At 69.9% G+C, this 14023-nt stretch carries 14 protein-coding genes; 2 read left to right on the top strand and 12 right to left on the bottom strand.

Going from position 1 to position 14023, the window contains the following annotated elements; translation table 11 throughout:
• The first annotated feature begins 175 nt into the window (after positions 1 to 175).
• Positions 176 to 1606, top strand: coding sequence for a homospermidine synthase (locus ACE3OG_RS03110; protein ID WP_374305991.1), 1431 nt, complete (start codon positions 176 to 178; stop codon positions 1604 to 1606).
• 65 nt (positions 1607 to 1671) lie between these two features.
• Here ACE3OG_RS03110 and ACE3OG_RS03115 read toward each other — a convergent pair whose 3' ends face one another.
• The 11 genes from ACE3OG_RS03115 to ACE3OG_RS03165 form a co-directional block, all read right to left on the bottom strand.
• A complete protein-coding gene (locus tag ACE3OG_RS03115) occupies positions 1672 to 5181 on the bottom strand; it encodes an indolepyruvate ferredoxin oxidoreductase family protein (RefSeq protein WP_374305992.1) in 3510 nt (1169 codons plus the stop codon).
• Positions 5182 to 5492: 311 nt separating this feature from the next.
• Positions 5493 to 6623, bottom strand: a complete 1131-nt coding sequence (gene pqqE, locus ACE3OG_RS03120; protein WP_374305993.1) for a pyrroloquinoline quinone biosynthesis protein PqqE — start codon at positions 6621 to 6623, stop codon at positions 5493 to 5495.
• On the bottom strand, positions 6620 to 6910 hold the full coding sequence (gene pqqD / locus ACE3OG_RS03125; RefSeq protein WP_374305994.1) for a pyrroloquinoline quinone biosynthesis peptide chaperone PqqD: 291 nt from the start codon (positions 6908 to 6910) through the stop codon (positions 6620 to 6622). The genes pqqE and pqqD overlap by 4 nt, the downstream gene beginning before the upstream one ends.
• Positions 6907 to 7680 carry a pyrroloquinoline-quinone synthase PqqC gene (pqqC, locus tag ACE3OG_RS03130; protein ID WP_374305996.1) on the bottom strand — a complete coding sequence of 258 codons (774 nt, stop codon included), beginning with the start codon at positions 7678 to 7680 and terminating at the stop codon, positions 6907 to 6909. The genes pqqD and pqqC overlap by 4 nt, the downstream gene beginning before the upstream one ends.
• A complete protein-coding gene (pqqB, locus tag ACE3OG_RS03135; RefSeq protein ID WP_374305997.1) occupies positions 7677 to 8573 on the bottom strand; it encodes a pyrroloquinoline quinone biosynthesis protein PqqB in 897 nt (298 codons plus the stop codon). The genes pqqC and pqqB overlap by 4 nt, the downstream gene beginning before the upstream one ends.
• A 50-nt stretch (positions 8574 to 8623) precedes the next feature.
• Complete coding sequence (gene pqqA / locus ACE3OG_RS03140; RefSeq protein WP_374305999.1) at positions 8624 to 8746, bottom strand: pyrroloquinoline quinone precursor peptide PqqA; 123 nt, start codon at positions 8744 to 8746, stop codon at positions 8624 to 8626.
• Positions 8747 to 9102: 356 nt separating this feature from the next.
• Positions 9103 to 9708, bottom strand: a complete 606-nt coding sequence (gene leuD / locus ACE3OG_RS03145; protein ID WP_374306000.1) for a 3-isopropylmalate dehydratase small subunit — start codon at positions 9706 to 9708, stop codon at positions 9103 to 9105.
• Between the two features lie 73 nt (positions 9709 to 9781).
• On the bottom strand, positions 9782 to 10204 hold the full coding sequence (locus ACE3OG_RS03150; protein WP_374306002.1) for a metallopeptidase family protein: 423 nt from the start codon (positions 10202 to 10204) through the stop codon (positions 9782 to 9784).
• A 2-nt stretch (positions 10205 to 10206) separates the two neighbouring features.
• Positions 10207 to 10830: a Smr/MutS family protein gene (locus ACE3OG_RS03155; protein ID WP_374306003.1), complete on the bottom strand. Its 624-nt coding sequence runs from the start codon at positions 10828 to 10830 to the stop codon at positions 10207 to 10209.
• Positions 10827 to 11888 carry an MltA domain-containing protein gene (locus tag ACE3OG_RS03160; protein WP_374306004.1) on the bottom strand — a complete coding sequence of 354 codons (1062 nt, stop codon included), beginning with the start codon at positions 11886 to 11888 and terminating at the stop codon, positions 10827 to 10829. Before ACE3OG_RS03160 ends, ACE3OG_RS03155 begins: the two co-directional genes overlap by 4 nt.
• Positions 11889 to 11902: 14 nt before the next feature.
• On the bottom strand, positions 11903 to 12595 hold the full coding sequence (locus tag ACE3OG_RS03165; RefSeq protein WP_374306005.1) for a Tim44/TimA family putative adaptor protein: 693 nt from the start codon (positions 12593 to 12595) through the stop codon (positions 11903 to 11905).
• Positions 12596 to 12738: 143 nt separating this feature from the next.
• On the opposite strand from ACE3OG_RS03165, the gene ACE3OG_RS03170 reads away from it, so the two are divergent.
• Complete coding sequence (locus tag ACE3OG_RS03170; RefSeq protein ID WP_374306006.1) at positions 12739 to 13248, top strand: FxsA family protein; 510 nt, start codon at positions 12739 to 12741, stop codon at positions 13246 to 13248.
• Positions 13249 to 13254: 6 nt separating this feature from the next.
• Here ACE3OG_RS03170 and ACE3OG_RS03175 read toward each other — a convergent pair whose 3' ends face one another.
• Complete coding sequence (locus ACE3OG_RS03175; RefSeq protein ID WP_374306007.1) at positions 13255 to 13989, bottom strand: TetR/AcrR family transcriptional regulator; 735 nt, start codon at positions 13987 to 13989, stop codon at positions 13255 to 13257.
• Between the last annotated feature and the right edge of the window lie 34 nt (positions 13990 to 14023).

Here is a 14023-nt window from a genome sequence, read left to right on the forward strand (position 1 = left end):
GGTGGGGGGGGGGGGCCTTTTCCACTCACTTTCGCGGGGTCGCCGGGGCGCCCCCCCCCCGCCCCCGCCCCCGGGGGGGGGGGGGGGGGGGCGGGGGCCCCCCTTCTCTTGACGAGACGTCCCCGCTCGCCTAGCGGCGGGGCGCAGCACCGAACGATCGAAGGAGAAATCAGAAATGTCGCAATGGCCCGTCTATGGCGAAATCACCGGTCCGGTCGTCCTGATCGGCTTCGGCTCCATCGGGCGCGGCATCCTGCCTCTCCTCGAGCGCCACTTCAAATTCGACAAGTCGCGCTTCACGGTCATCGATCCCGTCGACAAGGATCGCCGCCTGCTCGACGAGCGCGGAATCCGCTTCGTGCAGAAGCCCGTCACGCGCGAGAATTTCGTCGACCTCCTGAAGTCGCTGTTGACCGAAGGCGGCGGCCGGCCGTTCATCGTCAACCTTTCGGTCGACGTGTCGTCCGTCGCGATCATGCGCCTCGCCCGTGAGGTCGGCGCGCTCTACGTCGACACGGTGGCCGAGCCGTGGATCGGCTTTTACACGGACGGCCGCCTCACCCAGTCCGAGCGCTCCAACTACGCGCTGCGCGAGGCGGTGTTGGACCTGAAGCGCGCGCTGGGGCCGGGGCCGACGGCGGTCTCCTGCTGCGGCGCCAACCCGGGCATGGTCTCCTGGTTCGTCAAGCAGGCGCTCCTCAACGTCGCGACCGATCTCGGCCTCGACTTCGACGAGCCGAAGACGCGCGAGGAATGGGCGCAGCTGATGCGCCGCGCCGGCGTCGAGGGCGTCCACATCGCCGAGCGCGACACCCAGCGCGCGGCTTCGCCCAAGCCGATGGGCGTCTTCGTCAACACCTGGTCGGTCGAGGGCTTCATCTCCGAGGGCGTGCAGCCGGCCGAGCTCGGCTGGGGCACTTTCGAGAAGCGGATGCCGCCGGAGGGCAGGCGCCACGAGTTCGGCCCCGACTGCGCGATCTACCTGACGCGTCCGGGCGCCGGCACGCGCGTGCGCTCATGGACGCCGACCGCGAAAGCGCAGCACGGCTGGCTCATCACCCATAACGAGGCGATCTCGATCGCCGACTACTTCACGGTGAAGGAGAACGGCGCGGCGGCCTATCGCCCGACCTGCCATTACGCCTACCGCCCGGCCGACGACGCCGTGCTCTCGCTCGACGAGATGGCCGGCCGGCAATGGGTCCCCCAGCCGAAGAACCACATCCTCGAGGAGGACGAGATCGTCGACGGGATCGACGAGCTCGGCGTGCTGCTCTACGGCCATGCGAAGAACGCCTATTGGTACGGCTCGCAGCTTTCGATCGAGGAGACGCGGCGCATCGCGCCCTACCAGAACGCGACCGGCCTGCAGGTCTCGTCCGCCGTCCTCGCCGGCATGGTCTGGGCGCTCGAGAACCCGGACGCCGGGGTCGTCGAGGCCGACGAGCTCGACTTCCGCCGCTGCCTCGAGGTGCAGACGCCCTATCTCGGCCCGGTGATTGGCGAATACACCGACTGGACGCCGCTGAAGGACCGCGGAACGCTGTTCGCGGAGGAGCTCGACGAGCAGAGCCCCTGGCAGTTCAGCAACGTCATCGTGCGCTGACTTCGCGCAAACTCCTACATCCCCGGATCAGATCGATCCGGGGATTTTTTGCGCCTGTCGACGCCTTATTCGGCGGCGATCTTCAGCGCGCGCGCGTCCTGCCGGAACTGATCGAGGAGGCGCGCCTCCTCGAGCCGCGTCGCCTCGAGCGCCTTCAGCTTGACATGGCCGAAGCCGCGAATCTTCAGCGCGGCCGAGGCGAGCTTGACGGCGAGCGCGTGGTTGTCCGGCGCGAGCCTCGTCGCGATCTCGGCGATCAGACGCTCATAGTCGCCGACGAGCCGGCGCTCGAGCCGGCGCTCGCTTGTCATGCCGAACAGGTCGAGCGGCGTGCCGCGCAGCCGCTTCATGCGCGCGAGCAGCCCCAGCACGGGCAGGATCCACGGCCCGAAGCGGCGCTTTTGCGGCCTCCCGTCCTCGCCCTTGCGCGCGAGGAAGGGCGGGGCGAGGTGGAGATCGAACGAAAGGTCGCCGTCGAAGGCCGCGCGCGCCTGCCGCGCGAAGCCGCCGTCGACGAAGAGCCGCGCGACCTCATATTCGTCCTTGACCGCCATCAGCTTGTAGAGCGCGCGGGCGCCCGCCTTGGCGAGCTCCTGCGAGTCCGGCGCGACGCGCCGCTCGGCCGCGACGAGCGGCTCGAGCGCGGCGAGATAGCGCGCGGCGTAGGCCTCGTCCTGATAGAGGGCGAGCTCCCCGGCGCGCCGGCGCGCCAGCGTCTCGAAATCGGCGGGCTCGGCGGCGAGCGGCGGGCGCGCCGCGGCGGCGGCTTCGGCGACCGCGGCGGGATCGACGGCCGCCCGGCGGCCCCAGGCGAAGGCGAGCCGGTTGCGTTCGGCCGCCTGGCCGTTGAGGTCGATCGCCGCGAGGAGGGAGGCCTCCTCTAGCGGCAGGAGCCCCCGCTGCCAGGCGCAGCCGAGCAGCATCATGTTGGCGGCGAGCGCGTCGCCGAACAGCGCCTGAGCGAAGCCGGAGAAGTCGAGGAAGGCGGCGCGCCCCTGCGCCGACTGGGCGATGGCGCCGCGCATCTCCTCGCCGGGGAGGGTCATGTCGGGGCTGCGCGTGAAGGCCCCGGGCATCAGCTCGGCGCTGTTGACGATGGCGCTTCCCACGCCGCGGCGCAGCGCCGCGCGCGTCGGGCCGGAGGCGGCGACGAGGAGGTCGCAGCCGATCAGGAGGTCGGCCGCGCCGGGGCCGACGCGCAGCGCGTGAATGTCCGCGTCGCGCGCGGCGATCTTCACATGGCTCGTCACCGCGCCGCCCTTCTGCGCGAGCCCGGCCATGTCGAGCGCGCCCGACGCCTTGCCCTCGATGTGGGCCGCCATGCCGAGGATCGCGCCCAGCGTCACGACGCCCGAGCCGCCGACGCCGCAGATCAGCACGCCATAGGGACGCGCGCCGAGGCTCGGGACGCGCGGCGCCGGCAGGACGTCCGCGTCGAAGGCGGGCGGGCTCGGCTGCTTCGGCCGCGCGCCGCGCACGGTGACGAGCGCCGGACAGAAGCCCTGCAGGCAGGAGAAGTCCGTGTTGCAGCTCGACTGGTCGATCGCGCGCTTGCGCCCGAGCTCGGTTTCCAGCGGCTGCACCGAGACGCAGTTCGAGGCGAGGCCGCAGTCGCCGCAGCCTTCGCAGACGCGCTCGTTGATCAGCGCCCGCGCCAGCGGCTGCGGAAAGGTCCCGCGCTTGCGCCGGCGCCGCTTCTCAGTGGCGCACATCTGGTCGTAGATCAGCACCGTGACGCCGGGGACTTCGGCGAGCGCCCGCTGCGCCGCGTCGAGTTTTTCGCGCGGCAGGATCTCGACGTCCTGCGGCCAGACGGTTCCGGCCGGATATTTTTGCGGATCGTCGGCGACGACGGCGATCCTGGCGACGCCTTCCGCGGCGACCTGACGGGCGATCGCCGGCGCGTCGAGCCCGCCTTCGAGCTTCTGGCCGCCGGTCATGGCGATCGCGCCGTTATAGAGAATCTTGTAGGTGACGTTGGCCTTGGCGGCCACGGCGAAGCGGATGGCGAGCGAGCCGGAGTGGTGGTAGGTGCCGTCGCCGAGGTTCTGGATGACGTGGTCGCGCTTCGAGAACGGCGCCTCGCCGACCCAGTTCGCGCCTTCGCCGCCCATCTGGGCGTAGCCTTCGGTCGCGCGGTCCATGGTCTGCGCCATGTAGTGGCAGCCGATGCCGGCGTAGGCGCGCGTCCCCGAAGGCGCCCTGGTCGAGGAATTGTGCGGACAGCCCGAGCAGAAATAGGGCGCGCGCGGCGGGAAGGATTCGTAATTCGTCGAAAGCGCGCCCGCACGCTCCAGCCCGTCCAGGCGTTCGGCGAGCGCGACGTCGCGCGAGAAGCGCAGGAGCCTCCGTCCGATCGCGAGCGCGACGTCGCGCGGATCGAGCGCGCCATGCGCCGGAAACAGCCAGCGTCCCGCCTCGTCGCGCTTGCCGACGATGGTCGGCCGGGAAGGGGCGTCGTAGAGCGCCTCGCGCAGCTGCGGCTCGATCAGCGCGCGCTTCTCCTCGACTGCGATCACGAGGTCGAGCCCTTGCGCGAAGGCTTTCGCGCCCTCGGGCTCGAGCGGATAGACGCAGCCGACCTTGTAGAGCCGCAGCCCGAGGTCGGCCGCGCGCGCCTCGTCGAGGCCGAGCTCGTCGAGCGCCTGCTGCACGTCGAGCCAGGACTTGCCGGCGGCGATCACGCCGATTCGCGGCCGCCGCCCGCCCGACGTCACGAGCCGGTCGACCCGGTTGGCGCGCAGGAAAGCCTGCGCCGCGGGGAGTTTGAAGAGGTGAAGACGGCGCTCCTGCTCGAGCACGGGATCGCGCGCGCGGATGTTGAGGCCGCCCGGGGGAGGCGTGAAGTCGTCGGGCTCGACGGCCGCGCCGCGCTCGCGCGAGGCGTCGACGCTCGCGGTCGCCTCGATCACCTCCTTGACGCATTTGAGCCCGACCCAGAGGCCGGCGTAGCGGCTGAGCGCGAAGCCGATCAGGCCGAAGTCGAGAAGCTCCTGCGCGCCGGCGGGGGCCAGCACCGGCATCATCGCGTCGACGAAGGCGAAGTCGGATTGATGCGCCGTCGTCGAGGATTCGGCCGTATGATCGTCGCCCATGAGGGCGAGGACGCCGCCATATCGCGACGTTCCGGCGAGATTGGCGTGGCGCAGGGCGTCGCCGGAGCGGTCGACGCCAGGACCCTTGCCGTACCAGAGGCCGAACACGCCGTCGAAGCGTCCTTCGCCACGCATCTCCGCCTGCTGCGCGCCCCAGAGCGCGGTCGCGGCCAAGTCCTCGTTAAGCCCGGGCTGGAAGCGGATAAGGCTCGATTCGAGCTCTTCGCGGGCGCCGAGCAGGGCGCCGTCGAGGCCGCCGAGCGGGGAGCCGGGATAGCCGGAAACATAGCCCGCGGTGGAGACGCCGCGCGCGCGGTCGCGCGCCTTCTGCATCAGGAGCAGGCGCACGACGGCCTGCGAGCCGGTGAGGAAGACGCGCTCCCGCGAGAGATCGTAGCGGTCGGCGAGCGAGCGCGGCGCGAGGCCTCGCGCTGTTCCGGCGCGGGCGGCGTCTCCGGGGCCTCGTGCTGCCTCCGCCATCCCTTGAAGCTCCTGCGGCCGAAGCCGGCCTGCGCCGTCAGCGCGATGGTGAGGAAAACGCCACGACGACACTCGCACGAGCGGGCTTTCCAATGAATCAACCTGCGATCAACTTGTGTAAGTTTTTGTTTACACGCGTGATCCGCCGCCGCGCAGGATAAGGCGAGCGTTCCGAACAGGCGACGCAATTGCGGCTTTTCGGCGATTTGCGCAAGGCGCGAAGCCGCTCCGCCAGAGAGGACGGCGGGCGGAGCGGAGGAAAACTTTTGTTACGAAGCGTAACGGCCCGGGCGAAGAACGGCCGGATGGCCTCAGTGCGCGGGAGCGGGCGTCTTCAGCGTGCGATAGACATAGGGCGTCTCGGCCGCGGCCTCGTCCTCGCTCGCGTGCGCGGCGATCTCGGCGACCTTGTGATGGTCGGGCGAGAGATGACACACGGGATCGGTCGCGCTCGCGTCGCCGAGGAGGGCGAGGGCCTGGCAGCGGCAGCCGCCGAAGTCGATCTCGCGCCGCTCGCAGGAGCGGCAGGGCTCCTTCATCCAGCTCGTGCCGCGATAGGCGTTGAAGGCCGGCGAGGAGAACCAGATCTCGCGCAGCGAGCGGTCCTTGACGTTCCAGAATTCGAGCCCGGGAATCGTCTCGGCGGCGTGGCAGGGCAGGACCTTGCCGGCAGGCGTGATGTTGAAGGTGCGCCGCGCCCAGCCGCCCATGCACGCTTTTGGATAGCGCGCGTGATAGTCGGGGATCACGTGGTCGATGACGATCGTCCCGGCGTATTCTTGCCGCAGCGCCTCGACTTCGGCGATGGCGGCGTCGGCCTGCCGCTTCGTCGGCATCAGCGCGGCGCGGTTGACGAGGCCCCAGCCGTAATACTGCGCATGCGCGATCTCGACGCGCCGCGCGCCGAGCTCGACGGCGAGCCGGACCATGGCGCCGGCGCGCTCGGCGTTGGCGCGGTGGATGACGGCGTTGACGGTGAGCGGCAGGCCCGCCTCGGTCACCCAGGCGGCGACCGAGCGCTTGCGCGCGAAGGCGCCCTCATAGCCGGCGATGCGGTCGGCCGATTTCGCCTCCGAATCCTGGATCGAGAGCTGGACATGGTCGAGCCCGGCGTCGGCGAGCGCCTTGACGCGCTCCTGCGTCAGCCCGATCCCGGAGGTGATGAGGTTGGTGTAGAGCCCGACCTTGCAGCAATGGGCGACAAGCTCGATAAGGTCGCGCCGCGCCGCCGGCTCGCCGCCGGAAAGATGCGCGTGCAGCACGCCGAGCTCGGCGGCCTCCGAGAAGGCCTTCATCCAGGTCTGCGTGTCGATCTCCTCCGCGCGCGCGTCGAGCTCGAGCGGATTGGAGCAATAGGGGCAGCCGAGCGGGCAGCGATGGGTCAGCTCGGCGAGGACGCCGACGGGATTGGGAATCCGCGGCTGGGCGATCGGCGCGTTCATAGGTCCACCATGCGTTTGGCGGCGAGCTCGTTCAGAAGCTTGGTCACGTCGGCCTCGATCACCGCGCGTTCGGCGGCGTAGGCGGCGGCGAGGTCGTCGACGATCCGCCCGATCGTGGCGACGCCGTCGACGCGCTCGAGAATCGCCTTGGCGACGGCGTCGAGCTTGACGACGCGCTCGGGCGCGAGCAGCAGCCACTGGCTGCGCGTCTCGTCGAGCTTCAGCCGGACGCCGCGCGGCAGGCGCGGGACCAGCTCAGCCTGGGGGGAGGCGACGGCTTCGCTCATGCGGCGACTCCCGCAGCTCCCGAATGCGCCTGCGGCCAGCCCGCCGGGAGCCACACGCCGGGCGGCGCCTCGCGTTCGACATAGGCGGTCCATAGCGCGTCGAGCTGCGTCCAGAGCACGGCGCATTTGAACTCGAGCGCCTTCACCACCAGCTCCTGCTGCGCGCGCGTGTGGGCGTTGGCGAGGCAGAAGGCGAGCGCCCATTCGGCGTCGCGCTTGGCCTGCGGCGGCCGCTGCGAGAAATAGGCGAGCGTCTCCCTGCTGACGAAATCATAATGGGCGAGCATGCCCGAAACGCGCTCGCCGATGACCGTCGGCGAGAAAAGCTCGGTCAGCGACGAGGCCACCGCCTCGAGCGGCGTGCGGGCGCGGCAGAATTCGACATAGGCGTCGACGGCGAACCGCGCGCCGGGGAGGATCCCCTCGGTCGAGCGCACGTAGTCGCGCGAAAAGCCGAGGCTGTCGGTGAGCTTCAGCCAGCGCTCGACGCCGCCGTCGCCCTCCTTCGTCCCGTCATGGTCCTCAATGCGCTTGCGCCACTCGCGGCGGTCCTCGATCGAGGCGAGCCGCGTCAGCACGGTCGCGTCCTTGATCGGGATCATCGACTGGTAATAGTAGCGGTTGAGCGCCCAGGCCTGCACTTCCTCATAGGAGCAGCCGCCGCTGTGCAGGCGGCGGTGGAAGCGGTGCAGATTATGATAGCGCTCGGCGCCGGTGCGGCGCAGCCGGGCTTCGAGGTATGCGGCGGAAAGCGGCGCGTCATCGCTCACAGGATCACCTCCATGCCGTCGAAGCCGACGTCCCATCCTGCGCGCTCGACGCTCGCGCGTTGTTGCGAATCCTCAATCAGAACGGGATTTGTGTTGTTGATATGGACATAGATCTTGCGCCCGATTCCGCTAGAGGCGAAGCGGGCGAGCGAGCCGTTCTCGCCGCTCATCGCCACATGGCCCATGCGATGGGCGGTCTTGGGCGAGAGGCCGAGCGCGACCATCTCGTCGTCGACATAGGTCGTGCCGTCGAAGAACAGAAGCTCCGCGCCGGAAAGGCGCTTCAGGACGCGCTCGTTCACGTCGGAGCAGCCGGGAACGTAGAAGAAAGTCTTCTTCCCGTCGGTGATCTCGAGACCAACGGTGGTTTCGCTCTCCGCGCCGACGTCGACCGACTCGCCCTCGAGATAAAGGGCGACCTTGCCGGGAACGGCGAAAGGCGTGACGGTCAGGCCGATTCCCGCATCGACCGGGCTATCGAGCGTGATCGGAATCTTGCGGACAAGCTCACGGTTGAGCACGCCGAACACGCCGCTTTCGATCTGCGCCAGGGTGTAGGCGCTGCCGAACACGGAGAAGGGCTGCTGCTCGCGAAGCGTGAGGAGGCCCGTGAGGTGGTCGACGTCGGCGTTGGTGACGAAGACCGCCGCGATCGGCGAATGCCGGCTCGCGCCGCGGGGATGCAGCGCGGGCTGGGAGATAATCTGCTGACGCAGATCAGGAGAGGCGTTGAGAAGCAACCAGCGCTCCCCATCCGCGCTCACCGCCAGACTTGATTGGGTCCGCGCCTTGACGCGGGGATCGCCGTCCCAAGCGAGCCGGCACACGGGACAGTTGCAGTTCCACTGAGGGAAACCGCCGCCCGCCGCCGAACCTAGAACGAGGATACGCAAGGCGCGAGCCGTCTTGTCTTAGCCGTCGAACGAGTCTTTCGACGTCGAGATCAGATCTCGGCCGAAGCGTAGCTGGTGACTTCCATGCCGACGCAGACTTCGGTGGCGACGGGGGTGTTCCAAGCCATAGTGACCTCCTGAGTGGCGAATGCCGGGCTGAAGTTTCCTTCCATGAACAGGACTTAGCCCGTTCGACAAGTCATATAGCATCGGCCCCGGCGATCCGCCATGGCGATTTTTTTGAACTTTCCGGGAGAACCAACGCAAATTATTGAATTCGCTTCGATTTCAGACGAAAACAGGCCGCCGATGTTTGTTTCGATGAAAATCATAGAGGCATCCAATCGAAGTCTTGGGAGAGGAGGCGCCGAATTCGTCCAAATCATCCATGAATAAGCGCCAAAATATCCCGCGGCGCTTGCCAGAAGTTCCAGTTGAGGGCGCCGCGCGAAAGGATTCAGACCTTTCCGGGCGGCGCGAACGAAGCGCAAAGCTCAAGGATCGGGCTGAGCGCGACGGCGCCGGCGCGTCAAAGCCACTCGGCCCGCTGCGCCAGCTCGCGCTCATGCTCTTCGATCGCCGCCGATTTTTCAAGGGTGAGGCCGATGTCGTCGAGGCCGTTGAGCAGGCAATGCTTGCGGAACGGATCGATCTCGAATCGCACGACGCCGCCGTCGGGGCCGCGGATCTCCTGCGCCTCGAGGTCGATCGAGAGCGTGGCGTTGGCGCCGCGCTCGGCGTCGTCCATCAGCTTTTCGAGGTCCTGCGGCGAGACGACGACCGGCAGGATGCCGTTCTTGAAGCAGTTGTTGTAGAAGATGTCGGCGAAGCTCGTCGAGATGACGCAGCGGATTCCGAAGTCGAGCAGAGCCCAGGGGGCGTGCTCGCGCGACGAGCCGCAGCCGAAATTGTCGCCCGCGACAAGAATGGACGCCTTGCGGTAGGCCGGCTTGTTCAGCACGAAATCGGGGTTCTCGGCGCCATCCTCGCGATAGCGCAGCTCGGAGAACAGCCCGACGCCGAGCCCGGTGCGCTTGATGGTCTTCAGATATTGCTTGGGGATCAGCATGTCGGTGTCGACATTGGTGATCTTGAGCGGCGCGGCGACGCCGGTCAGCTTGGCGAACTTTTCCATTTGCCTCGTTCCAGCGGACGCGAAGGCGTCCATTTTAGCGCGCTTCTAACAAAGGCCCGCTGCGCCCGCAAATTCAGCGCGCCGACGCCTCGATCGCCTCCATGTCCTCGTCCGACAGGCCGAAGTGATGGCCGATCTCATGGACCAGCACATGGGTGACGACCGCGCCGAGCGTCTCCTCCTGCTGCGCCCAGAAGTCGAGGATCGGGCGCCGGTAGAGCCAGATCATGTTGGGGAATTCGCCGGTCTGCATCGAGGCCGCGCCCTGTGCGAGCCCGCGTCCGCGGAAAAGGCCGAGAAGGTCGAACTCCGTTTCGCAGTCCATCTCGTCGAGGGTTTCGTCGTCGGGAAAATCCTCGACGCGGATGACGACGCCCTCGCACAGGCGCCGGAAATCCTCGGGAAGCTCCGCGAAGGCGTCGCGGGCTATGAGGTCGAAGTCCTCAAGGCCAGGCGCCGCGGCGCCGGCCCAGTCGATCGCGTCGCGTTTCACCACGGTCAAAGGTCCCTCATATGGGGCGCGCCGCGCCGCAGCCGGCGCAGCCGCACGTAAAGCGCTCCGGCGCCGCCGTGCGGGCGCTGCGCCTCCTCGAAGCCGACCACGACGGCGTGATACTCGTGGGCGCGCAGCCAGCGCGGCACGGCGCGCCGCAGCACGCCGGGCTCCTCGTCGAAGCCGACGCCCGAGACGCCCTGCGCCGCGCTTCCCTTGCCGGTGACGACGAGGACGAGCGTCGCGCCGTCCTTTTGCGCGCGCAGCAGGAACCGCCGCAGCGCCGAGCTCGCCTCGTGCTGGCGCAGGCCGTGCAGGTCGATCGTCGCATCCGGGGCGAGCTGGCCGCGCGAGAGCTTGCGACGCAGCCGCCGTTCGAGCGGCTCCAGCGGCGGGATTTCGCGCGGCCGGCTCGCCTCTTGAGGCCGGGAGGGCGAAGACGAGGACGCCTGCGGCCGCGCGAGATCCTTGGCGGACTCCGGCGCCGGGTCGGGCGGGGGCGTCGACGGCCGTGGCAGCATGGCCTCGGGGCGGGCCGCGACGGTGCGCGCGACGGCCGTCCACAGCGCGATCTCCTCGTCGGTCAGCCGGCGCAGCCTTCTGCGCGGAAGGTTCGGCTCGGCGGTCACGGAGCGCGGCTCCGCTCGCCGACGGGGCTCAGCGCGACGAAGACGCCGTCGCGGCGCGTCGCGCCGGCCTTTTCGCCCGCCGCATCGCCCGAGCCGAAGAAGATGTCGCCGCGCCCCGGCCCGACGATCGCCGAGCCGACGTCCTGCGCCACGAAAAGGCGCCGCAGCCGGCCGCCCGCCGCCGCCGGCAGGTCGACGTCGACCCACACCGGCGTCCCATAGGCGTAAAGCGAGCGGTCCACGGCGAGCGAGCGCAGCGGCGTCAGCTCGACGCCGGCGCCGCCGATCTGGCCGCAGTCGAGGCCGGCGCAGGGCTCGGCCCGGAAGAACACATAGGAGGGATTTTCGCGCATGAGGCGCCCGCCCGGCGCGTCGGGCGCCTGACCATGGGCGCGAATCCATCCCTTGAGGCGCGAAAGCGACATGTCGGGCTCGGCGATCTCGCCACGCTCGATCAGCAGACGGCCGATCGAGCGGTAGGCGCGCCCGTTGCGTCCGGCGTAGACGAGGCGCATGAGCGCGCCGTCGGCCAGGCGCGCGAGGGCGCCGCCCTGCACCTGGATCATGAAGGCCTCGACCGCGTCGCGCAGCCAGACGACGGGGCGGGAGAGGCGGGACAGCGCGCCGTCCTCTATCGCCGCGCGCTCGGGCAAGGGCCCGCGCCATGGCGCGCCGTCGGCGTCGAGCGGGGCTCCCAGAAGCGGCGTCTCGAAACCCGGCGCGCGCTCGCGCGAGGCCTCGACGACCGGCTGGTAATAGCCTGTGAAGAAGCCGTCCCGGGCGGGGCGGGGCTCGAAGGCGCGCGAGAAGAAGGCTTTCGCGTCCGCCGCCTTTGCGGCGATCGCATCGTCCATCGCGGCGACGAGCGCGGGGGAAGGCGACGTCGCGGCGCGCAGCGGCGTCAGGCCGGCGCGAAACGCCAGGGCCGTGGCGCGGAAGACCTCGAAGGCCTCCCCGAGCGCGTCGTCGAAGAAGCCCGCCAGGTCGTCGAACCCCACGGGGTCGTCGAACCCCGCGGGGTCGTCGAACCGCGAAGCGCCGGGGCGGAGGGCGGCCATGGAGCGTCGCGCGCTCAGGAGCCGTGCGTCGAGACGAGGCGCCAGTTGGGGTCGTTCGAGCCGGCCTCGCGGGCGAAGCGCCAAGTGTCGGTGATCTCGACCACCTGATCCGGATTGCCTTCGACGACGGCGCCCGCGCCGTCGCGCGTCGCCGTGACGATCTGCGCGGTGAAGCGCACGGCGATCTCGGCGAGGCGCCCGTTAAGCTCGGCGTCCTCGATCTTGCCGTCGTCGAGCGCGACGAACGAGGTCTCGACCTTGCGCCCGAGCTTCTCGCGTTCGGACAGCGCCGCGGCGAAGCTGTCGTAGACGCTCTTGTCGAGCAGGTTGCGCAGCATCTGCCGGTCGCCGTCGGCGAAGGCGGTCACGATCATTTCATAGGCCACCTTGGCGCCGCCGAGGAAGCCCTTGACGTCGAAGCCGGGGTCGGCGGCGGCGATCGCCGCGAGCCCGGCGGAGGTCCGCGAGCCCGGCTCGGCGTAGGGCGCGAAGCGGTCGGCGGCGTCGGGCGCGGTCGGCGCGGCCTGCGGCGCCGGAGCGCCCGGCGGAGGAAGCGGCCGGCCGTCCGCCTCGGGCGGGCGGGGCGCCGGCGCGTCGCCGACGAAAGGATTGCGCGGCGGCTTTTCGGTTCCCGTGCGCGCGCCGAGCACGCTGCGCAACTTCCATACGACGAAGGCGGCGAGCAGCGCGAAGATGATCGTGGACATGTCGAAGGAGTTCTGCATCGGACCCTGGCGTCGTTCCCGTCGTCGCGCGGCCGTTGCGCCGCGCCTTCCTGGTTATCATATATCTTGAATTAGGGGGCGAGACCTCCGAAAACCAGCCCGCGAAGGTCCGGCGCGCCATCATCATGACCGCATCCCTGCGCCTTGGCGCCAAGCTCCCGCTTCTCCTGTTCGCCTGGGCGCTCGCCGAATTCACCGCCTTCGCGATGGTGTCGAAGACATTCGGGCTGCTCGGGGCGCTGCTCCTGTGCCTCATGACGAGCCTCGCCGGCGTCGCGATGCTGCGTCGGGTCGGCCTCTCCGCCGCGCTGGGGCTGCGGCGCGCGATGGCGCGCGGCCGCGATCCCGACGTCGCGGCGCAGGCCTCGCGCGAGGCGGCTCTCGACGGCGCGCTCGCCGCGTTCGGCGCGCTGCTGCTCATCCTGCCCGGCTTCGTGTCCGACTTCTTCGGCCTCGCCCTCGCTTCGCCCTCCGTGCGCGCATGGGTGCAGGGCAGGCTGTCGTCCGGCGGCGGGCGCGGCCCGCGCGCGCGCGGGCCGGCGACGCTCGACCTCGATCCGGGGGAATGGACGCGGCTCGACCAGCCGCAGGCGTCGCGGCGACGCGGCAAGGCGCCGCCGGCCGTCGAGGATTAGCCCGGCTCAGAACTCCGTCGTCTGCTCCGCCTCCCGCGCGCGCTCGCGGCTCGGGGGCCCGCGCCGCTCGAACAGCGAGCGCGCGAGGGAGAACAGCGGCGCGGCCAGCCTGTTCATGTCCTGCGCGCGCGCGACGAGCTTCTCGCCGCGCGAAAGCTCGCGGTCGAGCGCGGCCATCGTCCTGGCGAGCCCCTGATCCCCGTCGCGCAGCCATACGCGCAGCACGCGCTCCCAGGCGAGGGCGAGGCCCTGCAGCTTCAGGGCGCCGACGGCGCCTTCCGAATCGGCGCCGGCGGCCTCCAGCATGAAGCGCATGGAGTTGACGTCGAGGCGGTTGACCGCGGCGGCGGCGATCGGGTCGCTCCTCGTCCAGGCGGCGATCCCCTCCATGCCGTGCTTGTAAGGGGCGAGGGCGTCGAGCCGGCGCATCAGCACGTCGAACAGGCGCTCCTTGATCGGCTCCTCGGCGAGCGAGCCGTCCGTTCCGTCGAGCACGATCTTGTCGATCTTGCGCCAGAAGGCGGCGAGCGCGGCTCCCTTGGAGGGGAAGAGGTCGCGGAAGGCCGACAGCGAGAGGTTGGCGCGCGTCGCGACGTCGGCGATCGAGACGTCCTCCCAGTTGCGCTCGCCGGCGAGCTCCAGCAGCGCCTCGACGATGGCCTCGCGCGGATCGCGCGGCGTCGCCTTGAGGCCTTTTTCGCCGGCGTCCGGGGCGAGCGTCTCGTCGTGGTCGTTCATCATTCCGTCTCCCATCGCCTTGCGGCCGACGCCAGTT

Source organism: Methylocella sp., from assembly GCF_041905455.1.
GTDB lineage: Bacteria > Pseudomonadota > Alphaproteobacteria > Rhizobiales > Beijerinckiaceae > Methylocapsa.

What these genes read in the sequence shown, in the direction of transcription:
- ACE3OG_RS03110 (WP_374305991.1), top strand. Translation starts at nt 176, where the DNA reads ATGTCGCAATGGCCCGTCTATGGCGAAATCACCGGTCCGGTCGTCCTG.
- ACE3OG_RS03115 (WP_374305992.1), bottom strand. Translation starts at nt 5,181, where the DNA reads ATGGCGGAGGCAGCACGAGGCCCCGGAGACGCCGCCCGCGCCGGAACA.
- pqqE (WP_374305993.1), bottom strand. Translation starts at nt 6,623, where the DNA reads ATGAACGCGCCGATCGCCCAGCCGCGGATTCCCAATCCCGTCGGCGTC.
- pqqD (WP_374305994.1), bottom strand. Translation starts at nt 6,910, where the DNA reads ATGAGCGAAGCCGTCGCCTCCCCCCAGGCTGAGCTGGTCCCGCGCCTG.
- pqqA (WP_374305999.1), bottom strand. Translation starts at nt 8,746, where the DNA reads ATGGAAGGAAACTTCAGCCCGGCATTCGCCACTCAGGAGGTCACTATG.
- leuD (WP_374306000.1), bottom strand. Translation starts at nt 9,708, where the DNA reads ATGGAAAAGTTCGCCAAGCTGACCGGCGTCGCCGCGCCGCTCAAGATC.
- ACE3OG_RS03160 (WP_374306004.1), bottom strand. Translation starts at nt 11,888, where the DNA reads ATGGCCGCCCTCCGCCCCGGCGCTTCGCGGTTCGACGACCCCGCGGGG.
- ACE3OG_RS03165 (WP_374306005.1), bottom strand. Translation starts at nt 12,595, where the DNA reads ATGTCCACGATCATCTTCGCGCTGCTCGCCGCCTTCGTCGTATGGAAG.
- ACE3OG_RS03170 (WP_374306006.1), top strand. Translation starts at nt 12,739, where the DNA reads ATGACCGCATCCCTGCGCCTTGGCGCCAAGCTCCCGCTTCTCCTGTTC.
- ACE3OG_RS03175 (WP_374306007.1), bottom strand. Translation starts at nt 13,989, where the DNA reads ATGATGAACGACCACGACGAGACGCTCGCCCCGGACGCCGGCGAAAAA.